Annotated in this window: 20 protein-coding genes; 11 read left to right on the forward strand and 9 right to left on the reverse strand. The window is 55.4% G+C overall.

Features of this window, described 5'->3' with window-relative positions:
* Window positions 1-27: 27 nt before the first annotated feature.
* The 3 genes from HEQ18_RS12780 to HEQ18_RS12790 are packed head-to-tail and all read right to left on the reverse strand — an operon-like array spanning window position 28 to window position 3,352.
* Entirely contained in the window at window positions 28-624 is a 597-nt protein-coding gene (locus HEQ18_RS12780) for a GNAT family N-acetyltransferase (protein WP_432814994.1), read from the reverse strand.
* Window positions 625-626: 2 nt separating this feature from the next.
* On the reverse strand, window positions 627-2,870 hold the full coding sequence (locus tag HEQ18_RS12785; RefSeq protein ID WP_432814995.1) for a molybdopterin cofactor-binding domain-containing protein: 2,244 nt from the start codon (window positions 2,868-2,870) through the stop codon (window positions 627-629).
* Window positions 2,870-3,352, reverse strand: coding sequence for a (2Fe-2S)-binding protein (locus HEQ18_RS12790; protein WP_397606313.1), 483 nt, complete (start codon window positions 3,350-3,352; stop codon window positions 2,870-2,872). The genes HEQ18_RS12785 and HEQ18_RS12790 overlap by 1 nt, the downstream gene beginning before the upstream one ends.
* A gap of 69 nt (window positions 3,353-3,421) precedes the next feature.
* Here HEQ18_RS12790 and HEQ18_RS12795 point away from each other — a divergent pair, with 69 nt between their 5' ends.
* Both HEQ18_RS12795 and HEQ18_RS12800 read left to right on the forward strand, forming a co-directional pair.
* Window positions 3,422-4,360, forward strand: coding sequence for an XdhC family protein (locus HEQ18_RS12795; protein WP_432814996.1), 939 nt, complete (start codon window positions 3,422-3,424; stop codon window positions 4,358-4,360).
* Entirely contained in the window at window positions 4,333-4,953 is a 621-nt protein-coding gene (locus HEQ18_RS12800) for a nucleotidyltransferase family protein (protein WP_432814997.1), read from the forward strand. Before HEQ18_RS12795 ends, HEQ18_RS12800 begins: the two co-directional genes overlap by 28 nt.
* Window positions 4,954-5,374: 421 nt before the next feature.
* Here the strand turns inward: HEQ18_RS12800 and HEQ18_RS12805 are convergent, their stop codons facing one another.
* Window positions 5,375-6,994 carry a phytoene desaturase family protein gene (locus HEQ18_RS12805; protein ID WP_432814998.1) on the reverse strand — a complete coding sequence of 540 codons (1,620 nt, stop codon included), beginning with the start codon at window positions 6,992-6,994 and terminating at the stop codon, window positions 5,375-5,377.
* Window positions 6,991-8,151, reverse strand: a complete 1,161-nt coding sequence (locus tag HEQ18_RS12810) for an aromatic ring-hydroxylating oxygenase subunit alpha (protein ID WP_432814999.1) — start codon at window positions 8,149-8,151, stop codon at window positions 6,991-6,993. Before HEQ18_RS12810 ends, HEQ18_RS12805 begins: the two co-directional genes overlap by 4 nt.
* A 36-nt stretch (window positions 8,152-8,187) precedes the next feature.
* Between HEQ18_RS12810 and HEQ18_RS12815 the strand changes: the two genes are divergently transcribed.
* From HEQ18_RS12815 to HEQ18_RS12850, 8 genes are all read left to right on the forward strand, one after another.
* Window positions 8,188-8,784, forward strand: coding sequence for a TetR family transcriptional regulator C-terminal domain-containing protein (locus tag HEQ18_RS12815; protein ID WP_432815000.1), 597 nt, complete (start codon window positions 8,188-8,190; stop codon window positions 8,782-8,784).
* Window positions 8,785-8,801: 17 nt separating this feature from the next.
* Window positions 8,802-9,611 (forward strand): tryptophan 2,3-dioxygenase, encoded by an 810-nt coding sequence (locus HEQ18_RS12820; RefSeq protein WP_397606197.1) that lies wholly within the window; start codon window positions 8,802-8,804, stop codon window positions 9,609-9,611.
* A gap of 103 nt (window positions 9,612-9,714) precedes the next feature.
* Window positions 9,715-11,340, forward strand: a complete 1,626-nt coding sequence (locus tag HEQ18_RS12825) for an alkaline phosphatase D family protein (protein ID WP_432815001.1) — start codon at window positions 9,715-9,717, stop codon at window positions 11,338-11,340.
* A gap of 88 nt (window positions 11,341-11,428) precedes the next feature.
* A complete protein-coding gene (locus HEQ18_RS12830; protein ID WP_432815002.1) occupies window positions 11,429-12,547 on the forward strand; it encodes an acyl-CoA dehydrogenase family protein in 1,119 nt (372 codons plus the stop codon).
* 300 nt (window positions 12,548-12,847) lie between these two features.
* Window positions 12,848-13,408 (forward strand): hypothetical protein, encoded by a 561-nt coding sequence (locus tag HEQ18_RS12835; protein WP_432815003.1) that lies wholly within the window; start codon window positions 12,848-12,850, stop codon window positions 13,406-13,408.
* 203 nt (window positions 13,409-13,611) lie between these two features.
* Window positions 13,612-13,839, forward strand: coding sequence for a hypothetical protein (locus HEQ18_RS12840; protein ID WP_432815004.1), 228 nt, complete (start codon window positions 13,612-13,614; stop codon window positions 13,837-13,839).
* A gap of 30 nt (window positions 13,840-13,869) precedes the next feature.
* Window positions 13,870-14,406, forward strand: coding sequence for a heme NO-binding domain-containing protein (locus HEQ18_RS12845; RefSeq protein ID WP_432815005.1), 537 nt, complete (start codon window positions 13,870-13,872; stop codon window positions 14,404-14,406).
* A 132-nt stretch (window positions 14,407-14,538) separates the two neighbouring features.
* The gene (locus HEQ18_RS12850) at window positions 14,539-15,969 is read left to right on the forward strand and encodes an ATP-binding protein (protein ID WP_432815006.1); all 1,431 of its coding nucleotides are present in this window, start codon (window positions 14,539-14,541) and stop codon (window positions 15,967-15,969) included.
* 33 nt (window positions 15,970-16,002) lie between these two features.
* Here the strand turns inward: HEQ18_RS12850 and HEQ18_RS12855 are convergent, their stop codons facing one another.
* The 4 genes from HEQ18_RS12855 to HEQ18_RS12870 form a co-directional block, all read right to left on the reverse strand.
* Window positions 16,003-16,875, reverse strand: a complete 873-nt coding sequence (locus HEQ18_RS12855) for a response regulator (protein ID WP_432815007.1) — start codon at window positions 16,873-16,875, stop codon at window positions 16,003-16,005.
* A gap of 580 nt (window positions 16,876-17,455) precedes the next feature.
* Window positions 17,456-17,665, reverse strand: a complete 210-nt coding sequence (locus HEQ18_RS12860; RefSeq protein WP_432815008.1) for an STAS-like domain-containing protein — start codon at window positions 17,663-17,665, stop codon at window positions 17,456-17,458.
* A 295-nt stretch (window positions 17,666-17,960) separates the two neighbouring features.
* The gene (locus HEQ18_RS12865; RefSeq protein ID WP_432814106.1) at window positions 17,961-19,037 is read right to left on the reverse strand and encodes an IS5 family transposase; all 1,077 of its coding nucleotides are present in this window, start codon (window positions 19,035-19,037) and stop codon (window positions 17,961-17,963) included.
* Window positions 19,038-19,064: 27 nt separating this feature from the next.
* Window positions 19,065-19,973 carry a hypothetical protein gene (locus HEQ18_RS12870; RefSeq protein WP_432815009.1) on the reverse strand — a complete coding sequence of 303 codons (909 nt, stop codon included), beginning with the start codon at window positions 19,971-19,973 and terminating at the stop codon, window positions 19,065-19,067.
* 411 nt (window positions 19,974-20,384) lie between these two features.
* Between HEQ18_RS12870 and HEQ18_RS12875 the strand changes: the two genes are divergently transcribed.
* Window positions 20,385-21,488 (forward strand): sensor histidine kinase, encoded by a 1,104-nt coding sequence (locus HEQ18_RS12875; RefSeq protein ID WP_432815010.1) that lies wholly within the window; start codon window positions 20,385-20,387, stop codon window positions 21,486-21,488.
* Window positions 21,489-21,505: the final 17 nt, after the last annotated feature.

Consider the following 21,505-nt stretch of genomic DNA (forward strand, 5'->3'; position numbering starts at 1 on the left):
AATCCAAACCCCACCCCCCGCATGCACTCAATGCCGCGTTTTGCCCGGCCTCTGCATGCCCCAAAATTGGGGGCCTTCGGGGACTTGCCAGCTATGTTTGATGGCAAAGCCAAAGCTTTGGTACAAAGGGATATTATGTTCGTCCGCGGTTTCCAGATAGGCGGGCAGGCCGTCTTGATCTGCGCGCTCTAGCCCTGCGCGGATCGCCGCGCCGCCAAATCCTTTGCCCTGATAATCGGGGTCGCAACCGGCAAAATGCAAATACCAGACAGGTTCTTGCGGCAAATGCTTTTCAATCAAATTGGATATTTCAAGCCCGCGCAAAATCGAGAAGCGCAATTGCTGCAAAAAGGGGAACAACAGCCGTGCGGTGTCGAATAGCGTATCGCGCGCTTGGCCGGGGCCGCGCCATAATGTTACCGCTTCTATGCCGTCGGTGCCGAACACCGCGCCTTTGCGATGTTCGTCGCGCAGGAACAGATGGAAAGCCCCCGTCAGCCGCCGTGCGCGCAATTTGGGGTCGGGGATGACATAGCTCCAGCCGGGCTCATTCTGGAACGCGCGCGCTAACGTTTCGGCAATCTCCAGATTGTCTGTGGGCTTGAGTAATTTCGCGTGCGGCAAAACTATCCCTTTGCCTGCGTCATAATCGGCAGATTGCGGATGCGCTTGCCCGTCGCTGCGAACAAGGCGTTGGCCAAGGCGGGCGCGGCTGGCGGAACGCCGGGTTCGCCAATGCCGCCCATCGGTGCGCCGCTGTTCAGGAAGTGGATATCCTGCACTAAGGGTGATTGCGCCATCGTCAGCAACAGATAATCGTTGAGGTTGCTTTGCTGCACTTTGCCTTTTTCAAGCGTGATGGCCTCGCCAATCGCCGACGACAGGCCCATGATCGTGCCGCCCTCTATCTGCGCCATCGCGGCGTCGGGGTTGACGATGCTGCCTGCGTCGACAACAGTGGTGACCTTGTGCAATTTTGGCATGCCATCTTCGCCAACCGATGCCTCCACGACATGCGCGACGATGGTTTTGAAGCTTTCGACCAAAGCAACGCCGCGTCCGCGTCCGGCAGGAAGTGGCGTGTTCCATCCACTGCGCGCTGCGACTTCGTCGAGAACACGCAAATGCCGTGAATCCGCCTTCAAATGGTTGCGACGGAAAATGACGGGATCTTCGCCTGCGGCATGTGCCAGCTCGTCCATGAAGCTTTCATTGTAAAAGCCTTGCTGCGTCGAATTGACCGACCGCCATGCGCCCGTATTCTGGTTCGAAACATGCGCAAAATGCCGACGCGATACAGCGGGCAGGGTGTAGGGGAATACCGTCTCGTCCTCGGCGCTTTCGGGTTGCGCATAATCATTGCGGTAAGCGGCTATGCGTTTCTTTTCAGTCAACGATGCGGTCAGAACAGCCGAACTTTGCGGGCGATATGCGCCTTGCGCGACTTCTTCCTCCCGGCTCCAGATCAGCTTGACCGGATAGGGCAACTGCATGGCAAGCTGCGTCACTTGGCTAACGATTTCCATATACATGGGCAAGCGGCGGCCAAAGCTGCCACCGATGATCATGGGGTGAAAGGTAACATTATCGGCATCAAGGCCCGAAACCTCAACCGCCATCATTTTGGTGGCCAACGGGTCTTGCATCCCGCCCCAAATATCGAGCTTACCGTCCTTAAATTGCGCGGTCAGCGCAAAGGGCTCCATCATCGCATGGTGCAAGAACGGCACCTGATATTTGGCTTCTATGGGCTTATCACCAAGGCCGGCTTGCACGTCGCCTTCGCCTGCTTCGCCGTCGGCCTCTCCTTTGGCAATCAGCGCGTCATGTGCCTTGAAAATCGATGCGGTGGAAATGCCGGCATGGCCACCGTCGCTAAAGCTCGGTGCCAAGGCGCGCAGGCCGGAAATTGCCGGCCAATATCCCTTGGCCACCACGGCGACGGCATCATCGAGCTTGATGACCTTCTCGACACCCTTAATCGCCAAGGCAATTGCGGTGTCGACGGACGTCAGCTTTCCGCCGCGCACGGGTGCTGCCTGAATCGTTGCAACGCGCATGTCGGGGATCGCAAAATCCATGCCATATTGCGCAGTCCCGTCGACCTTAAAGGGAATGTCGAGGCGCTGCATTGATTGCCGCATCAGGCGATATTGGGCTGGGTCTTTCAACTTTGGTTCGTTGTCGAGCGATAAGGTCGCGGCTTGCGCCGCCAGCTCCCCATAACGCAACGACTGACTTGATTTGGCATGAATGACGCGGCTGTCCTGCGTGGTCAGTTCGCCGACGGGGACATTTAACCGCTTGGCGGCGGTTTCGATCAACGCAAGCCGCGTCGCCGCGCCAACCTTTTGAAAAGTCACTTGGCCCGTGAACCGCAAGGCGGTTGAACCGCCGGTAATTTGTAGGTTCATTTGCCGCGCGATGAACGACAGAAAGGATTGCGGAATGCCGTTGATGATTGCTGGCTGCCCAGTCATGTCGGCGATAAATCCGCGACCCAAGCCCACATTGGCAAAGGCGGGTTCGGCGGGTGCCGACACAACACGCACTTGGTCCCATGCCGCATCCAATTCTTCGGCGAGCATTTGCGCAAGGCCCGTGTTTGACCCCTGACCAATGTCGGTGTGCGGCGAATAAATGGTGATGGCGTCATCTTCGCTGATTTTCAGCCAGGTGGCAAAATTATGCTCGCCTTCGCCTGTTATGCGCGCCTTGGCGTCTTTGGCGGCGTTTCTGTCGGCGATTGAGATGCCGAACAGGCCAGCGCCGACGATGGCGACGCCGCCGATCAGAAAGGCACGGCGCTTTACGCCTTTGCGCTTAAAGGGGGCTTCGGGTGCACTATCGGACGTGGGGGTATCGGTCATCAGACGGCTCCCTCAATAGCTTGGGCGGCCTGCCCGGTGGCGGCGCGAATGGCCTTGCGAATACGCGGATAGGTGCCGCAGCGGCAAAGGTTGGTCATCGCCGCGTCAATTTGCGCATCGCTTGGGCGGGCGGTTTTTTCGATAAGCGCGACGGCGGCCATGATTTGTCCGGACTGGCAATAACCGCATTGCGGCACTTGCGCTGCAATCCAGGCTTTTTGGACCGCGTGCAGCGTGCCATCGGCGGATTTCAGACCTTCAATCGTGGTGATCGATTTGCCCGCGACGTCGCTGACGGGCACGCTACACGAACGGGCGGGTTCGCCATCAACATGGACGGTGCACGCCCCGCACGCCGCGATGCCGCACCCAAATTTTGTACCCGTCAGGCCGAGCTCTTCACGGATGACCCACAATAACGGGGTGTCCGGTTCGGCAGACAGCATGACTGCCTTGCCGTTGATTGACGTCTGAATTGCCATATGAAGAAGCTCCCACCCGATATCGCGTTTCATATAGCAACGCTTCTTTCACTTTGCTAGCGGGTAGCCATGCAAACAGGCAGTGCCAACCATGATCGCATCCTTGCCGCCGCGCTTGATTGGGCTGGCGCGCCGATGGCGATTGCGACGGTGGTCGAAACATGGAAGTCTGCACCCTGTCCGACCGGCACGCATATGCTGGTCCATGCCGACGGGCGGTTCGTGGGTTCGGTGTCCGGCGGATGTGTTGAAGCCGACGTTCTGGAACGCGCGCAGATGGTATTGGCTGGCGCGCCAGCGGTGCTCAGGCGGTACGGCGTTGCCGACGACGCGGCGTGGGACGTGGGCCTTCCTTGTGGCGGCGATATTCAGGTGCTGGTGCAGCCGGTGTCGGCGGATGGTTTTCCAGAAAGCCTGTTTGCGGACATCGTGCGTGCGCGCAGCAGCGGAGCAACATTATCCGTCGTGACGAACCTTGCCACTGGCCGCAGCGTTACTTCGCAAGACATGCAGGCCGATGGCTTTATGAATGTCTATTATCCGCCGCGCCGCTTGTTGATTGTCGGCGCGGTCGAGATTGCGGCCGCATTATCGGCGATTGCGGTTTCGCAAGGCATCAATGTTACTTTGTGCGACCCGCGTGGGCGATTTTTGACGGCGGATCGTTTTCCCGGTGTCCGCTTGGATGACCGCTGGCCCGACGAAGCGGTAAAGGCCTTCGCGCCCGATAGCCGCAGCGCGATTGTCACCTTGAGCCATGATCCCAAGATCGACGATCCCGCTTTGATTGCCGCGTTAGCTAGTCCCGCGGCTTATGTGGCGGCTTTGGGTTCATCACGGTCACATCAGGCGCGGCTGTCGCGGCTGTCTGCGGCGGGGGTCAGTGCGGAACAATCCGCGCGGATAGAAGGGCCAGCGGGCGTTGCGATCAACGCGATTAGTGCGCCCGAAATCGCGCTCTCAATTGCGGGCGGCATGATATGCGCGTTCAATATGGGCCTGCGGTGATGGAGGCCAAGCAGGTCGCAATCATTGTCCTGGCCGCTGGCAATGCACGGCGTTTTGGATCGGATAAGTTGATGGCGGATTTGGATGGCGCGCCGTTAGGCTTGCGGGCCGCGCGCAATTTGGCCGGCATTGACGCTGCAGCGCATTTTGCGGTGTGCCAGCCCAAAGCAGTCATCTCGTCGCTTTATGCCGAGGCTGGGTATGCGGTGGTCGAAAACCCGCACGCAGAACTTGGCCTATCGGGGTCGCTGCACCTCGCGGTTGCGGCTGCTGCCAAGACGCAGGCGCAGGCGTTGTTGATTGCGCTGGCCGATATGCCGTTTATCATGGCCTCGCATATCGACGCGCTGATACAGGCGTGCGACGGTGAAATCATTGCGTCATTGGACGGAAACCAATCCATGCCGCCCGCGATATTTCCGCGATCAACTTGGCCATTTTTGCTCGAGACCAAAGGCGATGCTGGCGCGCGGCAAATCCTTGTGCGCGCCCGCAGTTTGGCCGCGCCAGTTGGCAGCTTGCGCGACATCGACACGCCAGATGATTTGGCCGCTTCAAAATGTCTGCCGCTTGGCATAGACCACGACATATGAACCAGCCCTCCGCCCGCCCCGCGTAATCGGTGTGAAATTCTCGCACGATTTTTAATGATTGTTCACATTTCGTAATGAAGAAAACTTCTTGTGCGCAAAGAATAATTGCGGCATAAAATGCGTGTCATAGAGTTTGTCGCCAAAAGCGACAGGGGGAGGAAGCCGGATCTGAAAAGGTCCGGCTTTTTCATGTCGCTGAGGGGCAAGACCAACTAAATTTACCTGAGCGGATTGAGGCCATTTTGTTCAGGACCTTCTCATCCGCTTGCGGCTCCAACGGCAGCGTTGAGATGGCGTCATGACGCAAGGCCCCAACATTTTTTATCACGCAAAGCACCAAAGACATACAGAAGAAGATCAGGTAATTTCTTTATCTTTGCGCCTTCGCGGCTTTGCGTGATAATGTTGTACGTCCCGAACCTCAGGCAAATATGCGTTTGAACACATTGCGGTCGGCGAGCACTTCTGCCGCGCAATTGTGCCCCGGAGCGCCGGTCACGCCGCCACCGGGATGGCTTCCCGCGCCGCACATATACAGGCCCTTTAATGGCCCGCGATAGGCGCCATGGCCCAAAATCGGGCGCGCGGACCATAATTGGTCAAGGCTCATATTGCCGTGCATGATGTCGCCGCTGACCAGTCCGAATTTGCGCTCCAGCCCCTTGGGGCTGAGGATTCGGCGGCCCAAAACCGACGCGCGGAAGCCGGGGGCATAGCCCTCAACGGTGCTGATGATATCATCGGCGGCCTGGCCTTCTTCGGCGTCCCAGTCACGCGGAGAGCCATCCGCATGGGCGGGCAGTTCAGGCGCAAATTGCTGGCAGAACAGACTCGCGACATGCTGTCCTGCGGGCGCGAGGCTGTCGTCGACGGTGGAGGGGATCAGGATTTCAACGATGGGCTTTTGCGACCAGCCATCGCGCTTCGCATCCAAAAAGGCGCGGTCCATATAATCGAGTGTTGGCGCGATGATGATGCCCGATTGATGGTGCTCGCCCGTTTCGGGTAAGCAACTGAATTTGGGCAGTTCGGACAAAGCGACGTTCATGCGGAAGGTGCCGCTGCCCGCCTTAAAGCCCTTCACGCGGCGTTTGAATTCGGGTTTAAGGTCGGCATCGTCAAATAAGCGTTCGTAGAGCAGCTTTGGCCCGACGTTCGAAATCACGCGGTCCGCGATGATTTCTTCGCCGCTTTCTAGGCGCACGCCCGCAACTTTTTCGCCATCCACCAACACGCGGGATACAGGGGCTTCGAGGCTGATTTCGACGCCCAGATCGCGGCATATCTTGGCCATGATCTGCGTAATCGTGCCCATGCCGCCGATGCTGTGGCCCCACGCGCCCTTATGGCCATTCACTTCGCCAAAGACATGGTGCAGCAAGACATACGCGCTGCCCGGCGTATCGGGGCTGGCATAGTTGCCGACGACAGCGTCAAAGCCAAAGGCGGCCTTTACCGCTTCGCTTTCGAACCAGCTATCCAGGAAGCTGCGCGCCGATTTGGTGAACAGTTCCAACACATCACGCTGCTGCGACAGGTTGAGCTTCATCAGCCCGCGTCCCTGCACGGCGGCATCGATAAGGGTCTTTATACCATCGCCGACATTGGGTGGGGAGCGCAACGCAAGGTCGCGCAGGATGTCCGCGACCCCTTCCAACATGTCATAATATTGCGGCAAGACCGCCGCGTCATGTTTTGAAAAACGCGCAAATTCGGCCTGTGTGCGTTCCAGCCCGCCACCGAGTTTCAAATAACCGCCATCTTCTTGGGGCAGGAAGTTGGAGATGGGCCGTTCAATGACGCGGTAGCCATGGTCGACCAGCTTCATATCGGCGATCACCTTGGGCTGAAGCAGGCTGACGGTGTAGCTGGCGACCGAGTTGCGGAAACCGGGGTGGAATTCTTCGGTGACCGCCGCGCCGCCGACGACATCGCGGCGTTCGACAATGCGGACTTTTAGACCAGCGCGCGCAAGATAAAAGGCGCAGACAAGGCCGTTATGGCCAGCGCCGATGATGAGGGCGTCATATTTTTGGGTCATTTTTTGCTCCAGCCCGATGCCGGGCGTTGTTCGAGGCGGGCCTCGGGAATGATGTTGCGGATTTGGCGGCAGAAGCTTTTCAGGCACACTTCCTTGTCGGACAGCGGACCCATCGAAAAACTGCGGCTCGCCATGCCTTGCTGCACGCGGGTGACAAGGACGGTATCCTCGGCATTGACTTGACGGTTGATCCGCCAGTTGAGGTACCGCGCGGCGCGCATTTCGCGGCGGTCATCTTTATGGACGTAACTGATTTCCCGGATCACGCAGCTATCGGGGCCCGTGGGCAGCCATTGCATGAAATCCACCTGATCAGGATAAATGTCGAACGCGACCGAGGGCCATAGCTTGAAATAGAGCCAGCGTTTTTGATTAGCGGCGGGCAAATGCGGGACCGGTGGCAGCAAGCTCTGATAGGCGCGTTCGGACCAATTGGCCGAAGGGCGGTCGACAAGGTCGCCCCACATGCGGTCGACATGCGGCTCCGCCTCAACACCATAGCTTTTGCCAAACAGGCGCGTGAGGCCGGGATGCGCGACAGGGATGTGCAAGCCGTCAGAATAATTGTCGCCGACATTTTTCCAGTTTACATCGCGCGGGCGCATGGTGACGCGGCCTAACGCCCGCAATTCTTCAAATCGATAGGGCGCGACTTGGGTTTCATAAGGCGACATCATTTCGGCCACCGAAGATCCGCCGCTTTCCAGACGGACGAACACGAACCCGCGCCAGATTTCCATGTCAACGGGCACAAGGCCCGCCTTGTCCTTGTCGAGCGTCGGGTAAGATGCGCTGTCGGGCACGCCAGTCAAGCGGCCATCAAGATCATAGGTCCAGGCGTGATAGGGGCAGACCAATTTCTTAGCGCAGCCGCCAGAGCCATCGACCAAGCGGCTGCCCCGGTGGCGGCAGACATTGGTGAATGCGCGCAGCATCTGGTCCGCGCCGCGCACGACAATGACGCCCTCATTAATGTAATAGAGGCTGTGCCAGTCGCCCACATGCGCGACGTCGCTGACATGACACACCACTTGCCATGACGGGCGAAAAATGCGGTCCACCTCAAGCGCCGCAAATTCGGGATCATCATAGGTCCAGGCCGGCAGGCTCCAACCTTCCAAATGATCATGCGCTATAAGTAAACCCGATTCGGACATCTTGCTTCCCTTGTTATACGAGTGTATAACAGTGACATGCAGCCGCGACAAGCCTTCACCCGAAAAAGCGCCGATACGCGCCGCGACGCATTGATTGCGGCAACGGCGCGGTGCCTATCCACGCGGGGTGCACATGGGACGTCGGTGCGCGCGATTTGCCTGGAGGCGGGAGTCTCGGCGGGTTTGCTGCGGCATTATTTCGACGGAATTGATGCGTTGGTTGCCGCAACCTATCGCGCGACAGGGGCACGTGTCGCCGCCGCGTTGCATGCTGCGGTTGAGGCTATTCCCGCCGACAATCCGCGTGGCCGGTTGCTGGCTTTTGTCACAGCAAGTTTCCGTGCACCCATCGCTGATCCGGAGTTGCTGGCGACGTGGCTGGCGTTTTGGAGCCTGTCGCGCACAGTGCCCGCCATTGGCGATATCCATGACGAGATTTACGCCGAAAATCGCCGGGATATGGAGCGCCTCATCCTTGCCTGCCCGAATGCACCAGCCGACGCCCGATTGGCAGCAGTCGCGCTGACGGCTTTGGTCGATGGCCTCTGGCTTGAATTAAGCTTGGGCAATGCGCCCTTTAGCGTCGGCGAGGCGGAGGCTTTGGCGGAAAATTTGCTGGATAGTTTCATTTGAAACATTAAAGTCGGTGTATGACCGATGCTCCTGCCTCCGACGCCACCATGACCTACGCACGCTATCTTGCGCTGGACGCCTTGCTGGATTGCCAGCACCCGCAATCCGATCTGGATGATGAGATGCTGTTCATCATCATTCACCAGACCAAGGAATTATGGTTGAAGCAGATCATCCGCGAGCTTCAATTGGCCCGCGCGCAAATCCGCAATGACGCGCTCGTTCCGGCTTACAAAGCGCTTGCACGGGTAAGCCGTATTCAGGCGGTGATGACTTTAAGCTGGGACGTGCTGTCGACGATGACCCCGTCCGAATATACCCGGTTTCGCCATGTGCTTGGGCCAAGCTCAGGCTTTCAATCGGACCAGTTCCGCACGGTGGAATATCTGCTTGGGTTGAAAGCAGCGGCGTTCCTGAAATATCAGGAGGACCGGCCGCACGCACATGCGGCGATGACCGAGGCGCTTGTCAGCCCAAGCATTTGGGATGATGCTATTGCGGCGTTGGCGCGTGCTGGATTTGACCTGCCGCCTGCTTTGCTTGCGCGCGACTGGAGCAAGCCGCATATATTCTCCCCCGAAGTTGAGGAGGCATTCCTGCACGTATACCGCAATCCCGATCAATATTGGGAACTGTATCAGCTTGCGGAGAAGCTGGTGGACCTTGACGATGCGATGGCGACGTGGCGGCATAAGCATGCCCTGACCGTTGAGCGCATCATCGGGGGAAAGACGGGCACGGGCGGCACGTCCGGCGTCAATTATCTCAGCAGCACGGTCGGTAAGCGCGCATTTCCCGAATTATGGTCGCTACGCACGCAGTTGTGATCGCCTGTCACATGGTTGAAACAGCAATTGATTAGCGCGCATTGCGGAGCATCGTTACGGTGCACCCAATCGATATTTGGGAACAAAAAAGGGGAAGCCGATAATGTCATTTATAATCAATCGTCGTTATGTGCTGGCGACCGCTGGATTTGGTCTTGGCGGGCTGATGCTGCCGGGCGGTGCCGCCATGGCGCAAACGCTTCTTGGGCTCACGGGATTTACGCATAATGTTGCGAGCGGTGAGCCGGGACCCGAGTCGGTACTTTTGTGGACGCGCTATGTGAACCCGACGGGCGGCGCTTCAAAAGTGCGCGTCGAAATTTCCGAAAGTCAGGATTTTGTTAAGATTGCGGGCGGTGGCGAAATGGTCACCGGGCCATGGCGCGACCATACGGTCAAAATTACCGTCGATAACCTTGCGCCTGGCAAATGGCATTGGTTCCGCTTCATCGCGCCCGACGGTAGCATTTCGTCGGTTGGTCGCACCAAGACCCTGCCAGTGGGCAAGGCGGCGAAATTCAACATGGCTATATTCTCCTGCTCCAATCTGGGCTTCGGTGAGTTCAATGCTTATGGTCATGCCGCCGCGCGCGACGACATTGATCTCGTGCTGCACATGGGCGATTATATCTATGAATATGGCCGTGGTGGATATGATGGCGGCGCAAAGTTTGCCGCGCGGATATTCCCGGCCGATGAAATCCTGACGCTTGCGGATTACCGCCTGCGCTATGCCAGCTATCGTTCGGACAAGCAGTTACAGGCGCTGCATGCAAACTTCCCGATGATCGTCAATACCGACGATCATGAAACTGCCAATGACAGTTGGGAAGGCGGCGCGCAAAACCATGGCGTTGACGAAGGCGACTGGAGCGCACGACGCAACGCAGCAATGCAGGTATGGCGCGAATGGTTGCCCGTCGGTGAACAGCCGTGGAAGGAATATCCAATCGGCGACCTTGCGACTTATTATCGCACCGACACGCGCGCGGTAGCCCGTTCCAAGCCTTATGCCTATGGTGACCTTCTTCGATCGGGTGATCCGGCAAAGGCACTTTCCGAATACCGTGATGGCGCGTGGCGCGATCCGTCCATGACGATGCTGGGCAGCGAACAAGAGGCGTGGTTGTCGCGCGCGATTGGCCGCAACAGTTCCACATGGGCGGTACTCGGTTCGGGTACCAATATGGGCTATAACTTCACACCGGAAAGCGCGATGAATTGGTTCCCGGCCAATGCGCCAGAACGCACGCGCAATTATGTGCGTCAGGGGATTGCGGCGGGCAAGGCCGGCTTGCCTTATAATCTCGACAATTGGGGCGGATATCCAGCGGCGCGTTCGCGGCTTTTGGCGGCGGCCCAGCGCGCGGATGCGAACTTAGTGGTGGTAACGGGCGATAGCCATAATGGTTGGGCATTTGATCTGCCAGAGGGCGGCAAACCTGCGGGTGTTGAATTTGGCGGCCATAGCGTGTCGTCACCCGGTTTCGAAAACGCGGCACAAGGCGTTGATCCGTCAGTCATCGCGCGTGGTTTGCTGGAAGGTAGCAAGCAAGAACTGCGCTGGGTCGATGCATCCAACCGTGGCTATATGCATTTGTCGCTCACCCCACAGGCGGCAACCAATGAATGGGTGTTCATGCAGACGGTCAAGGATGTGTCACTCGCTACCAAGACTGGTCACAAAATGAAAGTGCGGCCAGGCCGGAAAATATTGGAGCAAGCATAAGCGGCTTATTTAACCGCCCAGTTAAATCGCCTTGATTTTGTGTCATGCCTCGCGCCATAGGGGAACCTTGGCGTGAGGAGAGAATGACATGCAATTGGCTGGGCTGGGATATAGCGAAGAACAGATCGAGCTTTTGGATGTGGCCGCGAGCTTTTGCCGCGACAAATCGCCTATCGACCGCGTCCGCAAGCTGATCGACAGCGATTTGGGCTATGACGCCGATATTTGGGCCGAAATGGCTGCCTTGGGCTGGACTGCCATTGCGATAGCCGAGGCGCATGGAGGCGTTGGCCTGACGCTGGCTGAGGTGGTTCCGGTGGTGGAACAAATGGGCCGCCACCTGATGGCATCGCCTTTGGTGTCATCGACCTTGGCCGCGCAGGCGCTCATTGTCGGCGGCACTGAAGCACAAATGTCCGAATGGCTGCCCCGGCTTGCCGAGGGGGCAATCGGCACGCTGGCTTTGTCCGAAGCGCATGGCGACTGGGACCTTCAGAATATTATGGCGACGGCAAGGCACGAGGGTGACGTTGTGCATCTGTCTGGTCAAAAGCTTTTTGTCGCATGGGCACAGAGCGCCGATATCGTCATTGCGTCGGTGATGTTGGATGGCAAGCCTGCTCTGGTTTTGCTCACCGCGCAGGACGTTGCGGGTCGCCTTCGCCGCGAAGCGATTATAGACGAAACCAAACGCAGCTTTGCATTGTCGCTTGATGGCTTGGCCGTATCGCCCGCAGCATTGTTTGACATCGGGCGCACGTCATCGACTTTGGCGCATATCGAGCAGGCCGCAAACTTGCTGCAAAGTGCAGAAATGTGCGGCGGGTCGCAAAGCGTGATCGATTATACCATCCGCTATCTGCAAACGCGCAAGCAGTTTGGAAAATTAATCGGTGAATATCAGGCGCTGAAGCACCCAACGGTCGACGCCTATGTCGAATATGAAAAGGCGCGGTCGCATTTGTACAGCGCTGCCAATAGTTTCAGTGACCAAGGCGTTGGCGAAATCGCCGTGCGGATGGCAAAGGCGGCGGCCGATGCAACATATAGCTTTGCCGCAGACCGGGCGATTCAATTTCACGGTGGCTTTGGCTTTACCCATGATTGTGATGCGGGCCTTCACCGCCGTGCCGCGATATTTCATGCGTCGCAATTTGGGGATGCGGCATGGCAACGCGCAAAGCTTGCCCCTTTGCTGCTCGGTTGAGGCGAAAAATGGCGTTTTGCCGATTCGCACATTGTCAAAAAACCATCGATTCTGGACTTTATATTCAGGACGGTAAAAGTTTACACTTTTTTACAAGACGCTCCTAAGCGGCAGTTTTAGCTAAGTTTTGCGACATAGTTTCATATTGGTGGTATTTGCTGCCGTTCCGGCGGCGATATGCCGTGCATTTATGCGCGCCCGGCGTAACGAATTGAATATGACATAAATATGACAAATAAGTTTCGGTTCGCACCGACGCATAGAAAATTCAATTTGCACAAGCCGACAACGAGGCGCCAATTGGCACCAATGTTACGAATTTGTGCCGCTGGGGGGCATATGTTAAATTCACAGAGTGATTCCACCGTAATGGATCAAATTCACACTTTTGACGTACCGATTAAGCTTACGCGCACGCAATTGGAGATAATGTTGCGTGCGGTAGGTACAGAAGGCGATGACGTGACGGTGCAGTCCAGGGCGCCGGCGACGACCAACTCCCTCACCGCTATGGCTGTAAAAAAGGCGGCGGACCTTATCGAGATTACTAGGCGCCGTTCGCGATTGGCGTCGGTTGCAAATCTTTTCGCTGACCCTGCTTGGTTCATAATGCTCGATTTGTTTGTGCGCCAGCATTCCGGACTGCAGACCAGTGTTTCAAGCGCATGCCATGCGTCCTTTTCACCCGTGACGACTGCGCTGCGGCATCTCGCTATTTTAACTGAGCGTAACATCATCGAACGGGAATATGATCCGGTCGATCAACGTCGTGTCTTCGTCAAGCTGACAGAGGAAGCTAGCGCGGAGATTCAGCGCACTTTGTTGACGGATGACTACAAAGATCTAGCCATCGCATCGTAACCAGAAACCTCTCTGGTCCAAATCCTGATTTATTTTGCGATATTGTCGCGAGAATATTGTTTGCGGTATGACGCCGCTTCAGGTACCGCCCGGGTCAAAAGGTCGGGTCGATGCAGACAATATTGCCTATGCAGACAATATTATTGTTCGATTGCGACGTAAAATTTAATTCACAAATTTTGGCAGATGTTTAAGGCGCATTTATGACCAAAATGCACGAAAAAGATGCCAAGATATTGCATGATATTATGCAACCCTTGAACATCATCCGGCTTTCATGTGGGAATATTCGTGCACGAATGGGGAGCTATTCAACCGAGGAAACTGAATATCTGTTAGCTAAGTTGATGCGTATAGAGGAGCAGGTTGTCCGTGCCACCGAACTTTTGCAGGATTTAAAGAAGCACGATGATAATGATGGACTACCCTAGCAGGCCTAATGGGACATCTGCATGTATGGCATGATCCATCGGGCTATGCGGAATATGGTGCATGATGAGTTGGGCGAAGAAGCTTGGCTGGCCCTTGAACAAAAACTGAACATAGGTCCAATGGACTTGCTTACGGGCAAGGCATATGACGACGCACTGACGTTGGGAATTATCACAGAAGCGGCATCGGTGCTTAACCTTTCGGTGGACCAGTGCCTAATCGAATTCGGTCGATATTGGATTCGATATGTCGACCAAGGATCGCTTGCGTCTGTCATGAACTTCACCGGACAGGATTTGGTAACTTTCATTAAGAATCTTGACCGCCTGCACCTTGCTGTGGGGGCTGCTATGCCCGATGCTCGGCTGCCCTCTTTTTCGACGCTCTGTAACGATCCGGGGCATCTTGTGGTTGAATATCGTTCCGAACGGGTTGGCCTGGAGCCATTCGTGCTGGGATTGCTTCAAGGGTTAATGGAGCGTTTCCATAAGCGCGGCGACATCGACGTCGCAAGTAGGGGAGAACAATTCGTCATATTCGACATACGATATCAGGATAGAGACTGACCCGTGCTCTTAACCTTTTCCAACAAGCAGATAGGTGCGCTTCTTCCGGCATTTTTGCACGTCGACGCGTTTTTGAACATCTCCGCCTTTGGACCAGGGATTTCGCGGCACTTGCCACATGTTTGTGTCGGAATGCCATTCGATGAAGCCTTCAGTGTCGTGAATTTCGACACTGCGCAATTTTTCCGTGAGGGTCGTGAGGTTCGACCGGTTAAAGTGATGTCGCGGGTTGGTGATCTGGCTTTAAGCGGCGCTGCTGTATTCCATGAAGCCGGATGTTTGCTCGCAGTTCGATTTGCCCTGTCTGAGGAAATATTCGCCAGTGGTTCGATGGACCTTAGCGACTTTGGCTACGCCGATCCGGGGATACTCAGCACCATGTTAATTGCGCTCCAGAGGGCCATGTTGGAACAATCACAGGCAACCGCCATTGAACTTGCATACGAAAGGCAACGCAGTGCGGAATTGTTAGAACGCACAAGCCGCGTCGCCGGCTATATGGCGCATGATTTCAACAACCTGCTGTCAATAATCCGGCTAAATACGGATCGTCTGTTGCGCCAGTTCGGTCGTGACGAAAAAATTGGGAAGCCTGCCAACATCATTCAGGAAATGGCCGCGCGCGGGTCGGACATAACACAATCGCTGATGAGCCTTTCGCTTCAGCGAACCGATACGCGGCAGCTTCTATCCGTAGATGAAGTGATCAAGGATAATATCGGGATATTAGATAGTTTAGTGGGTTCAAATATTACCCTGAAGGTCGATCTATATGCCGGTAATTGCAAGTGCGTGGTTAGTTATAATGATTTATTGAATGGCCTGATCAATGTGTTGATTAACGCCCGCGAAGCCATGCCTCGCGGCGGTCAAATCGACCTTTCGACGTCGGTCGTCAATGGTCCAATCACACGGGACAGCGACGCTGACGTGGCGGAGCCAAGTTCTTATGTTGCCATTCGGATCGCCGATACCGGTATCGGCATGAGTGAAGCATTGCTTGCACGGGCGTTTGAACCGCAATTTTCGTCAAAGCCCGATGGAACTGGCCTCGGGCTGCCCTCGGTGCGTAATTTTGTTGTCGAAGTGGGCGGCGATGTCTGGCTAGAGTCTAGCCCGGCGGAGGGAACCACAGCCTATCTGCATCTGCCAATCGCGGAGCATGTTGCGCCAACGACAGAAGCCGATTTCGGGTCTGCGCAAAAGGACGCGCCGAAGATATCTGATAAGCAAAAGATATTGCTGGTTGAGGATGAGCCTTATGCACTTGAGGCGTTGGTCGAAATGCTGGAGGCAGAAGGCTATACCGTGACACCATGTGCGTCGGGTGAGGAGGCCTTGATAGCCTTAGAGCAAGATGCATATGATGTCCTGCTAACCGATATTGTTATGCCGGGGCAGAATGGCACCGAGGTTGCGCGCCATGCCTGCATCGCTCAACCGTCTATCAGGGTCATTTTGATGAGCGGTTATGTGCCGGATTCGGCCTCTTTCCAGCCGGAATGGAGATTTTTGCAAAAACCGATGGAAAGCGCGCATTTGCTTCAACTCATTTCGGCCTGACGCGAAATGATCTCCCGGTACGCTGGGTGCTATTTATTCGCTTTGCGGCTGCAATTTCCACGCTGTTTCCAAATAACGCTGCATCGCGGCAACGGCGTGGGGCTCAAGCTCTAGCAAAGTGCGGCGCTTGTCCGTTGGGTCAGTCCATCGACGGACGAGACCTGCATTAACCAGATTATTGACATGACGCAACGCCGTGCTGAGCGGAACATGTGTCGAGGCCGACGCGCTGGAAGCCGGCACCGCCTCGCCGCGCAAAGTGGCGTCCGCAATATCCAGCAATATTTCCCACGACGGGCCGGCGAGCACCGCCGGGTCAAAAAATTTCGACTTATTATGCTGGAATTTTAAAAGCATGCGGGTGAATGCCTGAAGCTCTTCTTCCGTTGGCCTACTGTTCCGTTTTGCGGGGCGGTCGCGCACGACGGGTGGATCAAGCCGCTTGGTCAGGGCCGTGATCTGGAACCGGTTGGCCATCGCAAAATGATAGGCGGACGCCCGGCGAAGCGCTTCGGCCAATTGCTCAATCGACACTGGCTTACTAAGCATATCTGTCGCTTGCGATTGCATGGCCTTGGTCGCAACTTGCACGCTCGAATGCCCCGTCAGCACTAAGGTCACAATGGGTCTGTTCAGTGAGAAGCGGTTGGAAATCTCAGACAATAATGAAATGCCGTCCATGGTGGGCATTTCAACGTCAGTAATGACAACGCCGATGTCTTGCGATTCCGCGATTTGTTTCAATGCGTCAGGTGCGCTGGTGGCGGATTTTACGGTATAACCCAAATTTGCTATCGCATCACAATATTCATCGAGACACGCCGGATCATCGTCGACCACAAGGATTGTACAACCCTTAGATGCCGTTCTAAGTGCCATTTCACTGTCCGGGCCATCGCCGTGCATCGCGTTTCCTTACGCTTGAAATTGATTTCAAGGGACTGCCGACATATACGGCCGATGCGCTTTATCCCTTATTTCGTGTTTAGCGTCAACCGCTTGACGATCACCGCCATTCTTCAAATGTGCATATATTCGTATACCAAATAGGACCCTCCACAAAGGCGCAACGGCAGGGAATGGCTAGATCCCCGAGCCCTTGCAGGGGAGGGGGCGGCGGCGGGGCTTTGTGGCACCCACTCCTACTCCCACCGTCGCCCCAGCGCAGGCTGGGACCTATCGCGCCTGTCGGCCTAGCCAGACACACGTCATGGGCACCAGCCTGCGCTGGGGCGACGGTGTTTTTGCGGAACGGGTTGGTGAAGGGGAGGGGGCATTTGTTGCCGGAAGTCATCAGGGGCATTGATGGGCCCCATTGCCGCCGCGATCCCACGCTGCGCGCGCGTCAGGTTGTTGGTAAAAATACCGCCGGACAAAAGGACGATTGCAGATTTGGTGTGTGTACGCATGCCAACGCCATAGCCGTTGGGTAGGGGCAAACTCGAGACTGTGTTGATGGGGTTGTTGGCGGGGATTCTTTAAGTGCTCAGCCGCTTTTTGATCGCAAAGCTATCGCCCTGTCGATCAAAGCCTCCACTACCGAAGCGGCGTTAGATATTTGTATCATTCGCATGAACTTCATTGGACCTAAATCCAAAAACAGTTTTCCAAATACCTCATCGGCAAAGCTGCTAGAAATTACAGATACATCGCTAAAATCAATAATCACAGCATTTCCGGTCAATGATCTCATCATGTTTTCAATATATACCCTAGCTTCCCTTCCAGATTCCCGGCTTCCAAAGGTTTTGCATATCTCGAAGGCTTGAACTGTAATGTCCTCGCCTCCTGTTTCATGCAGTCTCTCAACGTAGTCGTAGGCAGGGGTATGAGCTTTTCCGTTAAAAATGAAACCTGGGCACCTCCATTAACCGTTGATTTTGGTCAAGCGGCCTCGATATGCGCGTTGCAGGCACCTGATCGGTGCATTTCGGGCTGAGATTGGCTCTATTGCCGCTGTTTTGGCTCCTATTTCTGGATTTTGGACACAATTATCCTGTCGCCGCTCGTCGTTCGTGGAACAGCAGGCGCTGCATATTGTACGCAAGATTGGCGAGCATGATCTTCGTCTCGGCACGCTTGATGCCGATGGTGCGGATGAACAGTCCCATATGCGCCTTTTGCTGCGCAAAGACGTGCTCGACCCTTGCACGTATCTTCGACTTTGTTCGGTTGGCTGCACGAAGCGCTTCTGACCGTGGCTTGCCCTTTGGCTTCTTGCGGTGGATGCGGCTGACCCGGCCATGGGCTGCAAGCCACGCTTCATTGGTCTTGGACCGGTAAGCGGTGTCGCCCCACACATCAGATGCAGTGTTGTTTGTCGTGACCACTTCGCGCAGTTGTGATCCATCATGACGCGCGCCGTGCGTGACCACAGCCTTGCGGATGAACCCGAAGCGCTGATCGATAGCTATATGATTCTTGTAGCCAAAGCTTGGGATCGCAATGTCGATCTGCGGCTTGCCGTTCGCAGCCATGCGCGCTTTGGCAAACTTCACCGTCCAGCGCGCATCTGTGTCTTTCTGCGCAGCCTTGGCGGGTTGGTCGGGCCAGACTTCCTGTGCCGTCTTGCCCGTTTTGATTGCATCCTTCTCGTCTTGCGTATTGCGCTGCTTGGGGGCTGCAATCAGCGTTGCATCGACGATCTGGCCGCCCATTGCCAGATATCCATTGGTTCGCAGCCGGTGGTCAAAGGCGTCAAACAGCACCTGCAAGGTTCCGGCATCGGTCAACTTCTCCCGGAATAGCCGGATCGTGTTGGCATCAGGCGTTGGCGCTCCAAGATCAAAGCCCAGAAAACGCAGCCAGCTCAACCGATCACGGATCAGATACTCCATGCGGGCATCGGCCACATTGTTCTGCGCCGCCAGAATAAGGATCTTGAACATCGATACGCAGTCATAGGGCGGTCTGCCACCCTTCGAACCGTCCGAATAAGCCAGTGCATTGTCCAGGATCACACGAAAGCCTTCAAAATCAACTATCCGCCCCAGCGCCTCAAGCGGATCGCCATTGGCCGAAAGCCGCTTCAAATGATCCGATAAACCGAACAAACCCGCCTGCTTCATAATCGCCTCCCGATGGGGACCGTTGAATCAGATCACACGCTCAAATGCCAGAGGTTTTTGGAGGTGCCCACCTCGTTCAATTAAATCCGGCTGATCACAATCGATTTGGCAAACAACAATTGTTCCGTGAAATGGCACCGTTTCCAGTCTAATACGAGTATCACCGCCCTTACTGACAAAAAAGGCACCGTGCCGACTTTTCAGCATAAATATACCGTTGGAAGCAGAGGCGAGTTTATAACTCCCATATAAGCCGTTACCCTGATTGGTCTGCTTGTTACGTGTCACACCCTCCTGTACGGCCTGTGCGACAGCCTCTGCTTCATCCCTTATGCCGAGCGTTCTAGCTACCCCAACACCGCAGTCTGCCACCGTAATTTCAATAATGTTAGTATTTTTTATTTTGTTGAAAATAGCAAAGCCTCCCACGGGAGACTGTGAGTGATTTATAACATTATCAGTAATTTCACTGACTGCCCATTCGAGGGCTGCTATATGCTGACGGCTTAACTGGGCACTACGTAGGACTGAGTTAATTACTTTGTCCGTCACTGTATCGCATTCGCCGTTAGTCAAAAATTGCATAACACAAGGACTTGATGATTTCAGATTAGGTTTATCGAATCTTCGATAATCAATATAATGACTCATTCCGAGATTTTTTAGTCTTTCCCGCAACGGTCCATTTCGTGGCTGCACAAATGAATAATCAACTTTATGTTGCTGTGTAAGATATCGTAGATAAGATACCAAGGGTGGAATAACACTGTGAGTAATTGATGCAAGATTCTCAAGATCTAGTACGATATCAGGGTATCTCGCGATTACTACCTCTCTATGCAAAGCGGCCGTTAGTTTATCTAAAGAACTTAACCTCAGATCCCCAAACACCTGAATTTCTCCAGCCTGATTATTTACTTTAAAAAATTCATTCAATTTTTGACATCCAATTAAAGGCAACGCTGTAATTTTCGAATGATATAATCTAAATTATTGGTGTGAAAAGCAAGGATATAAAAATTGAACTACGACGGAATTACGGTGACAGGTGCGACGAAGTACCGCGACACGTGCGTCATCCCCAAAATAGAAGAATCACGCTGAAATTACCGTGACAGTGCACTAAATTATTCTGAAGGGTCCGAAAGCCCGAATCAACTCAACAGTGCGCCGTCCGCCTCATTTTCGTAGTAACTGTGCTATATTTCTCAAGGCTGGAACTTTACCCGCAGCCATGCGTTATTGATTGATGCGAGCGCCGTGAGGGGTGTCGACCTGCGCCCTTCGACGATCGCGACATGCCGGCCCCTAGCTCTCTTTTCGCGAGCCTCCGGTTCTCGAAGGCTTATGATGTCCACCGAAAAACATAGTCCTGAAGACATAGCGCTGAGCCTGACTTTGGCTATCGTCAGGTCATCGCCTGCGCCGTTGCTGCTTTTGGACGGGCAACTCAATATCATCGCCGCGAGTATGTCGTTCTGTTCCGTTTTCAGCGTCGATGCGGTGCAGGTGACGGGGCAACCGCTCTATGCCTTGGATGGCGGCACATGGGATAATCCCGAACTGCGATCGTTGTTGGCCGCAACCTTGTCTGGTGAAGGGCAGCCAGCCGACCGAGACATCGACCTGCAACAGCCGCAACGGCCAGTTAGGCATCTGATCGTTCAGGCGAGCCGGCTGACTTATCTTGATCTTGAACAGACTCGTATCCTCGTCGCTATATCGGATGTCACGCATGCGCGGACCGACGCGACGCTGAAAGAAGAATCCGCCCGCGCAAACCAAGTCCTGTTGCAGGAGGTTCGTCATCGGGTCGCTAACAGTCTGCAGATCATCGCCAGCGTATTACTGCACAATGCGCGAACGACTGCGTCGGAAGAGACGCGCGGCCATTTGGAAAATGCACATCATAGGGTGATGTCCGTGGCCGCTCTTGAACGGCTGTTGTCAACGTCCGAAGACGGCGACATCAATGTGCATGCCTATTTCACCCGACTATGTGAAAGCATCTCGGCGTCGATGATTGGCGACGTCGACCAAATTGCGTTGATTGTCGAAGGTGGAGAAGGCGTGGTCGAAGCTCGGGTATCGGTGAGCCTAGGCTTGATCGTCACCGAGCTGGTGATTAACGCGCTCAAGCACGCTTTTCCGAACGGACGGCGGGGAATCATTACCGTCGACTATAACTTCCACGGGCCGAACTGGGTTCTTTGTGTGCGCGACGACGGCGTAGGCATGCCGCTGACCGCGCCGGTCCGACCCGGCCTGGGCACCAGCATCGTTGCGGCGCTGGCCGCGCAACTGCACGCTTCGGTGGAGATAACGGCCGCGCACCCAGGCACACAGGTTTCCATCACACATAGCCGGATCGCTCTGGTGGAAGGTGCGCCAGAAGCGGTGCGCGAGCCGGCCGCAGGAGCGCATCCGGCGTCCAGCGCGATCAAAAGTTAACGAGTAGAGGAATGATT

This window comes from Sphingorhabdus sp. (assembly GCF_050921905.1).
Classification (GTDB): Bacteria; Pseudomonadota; Alphaproteobacteria; order Sphingomonadales; family Sphingomonadaceae; genus Sphingorhabdus_B.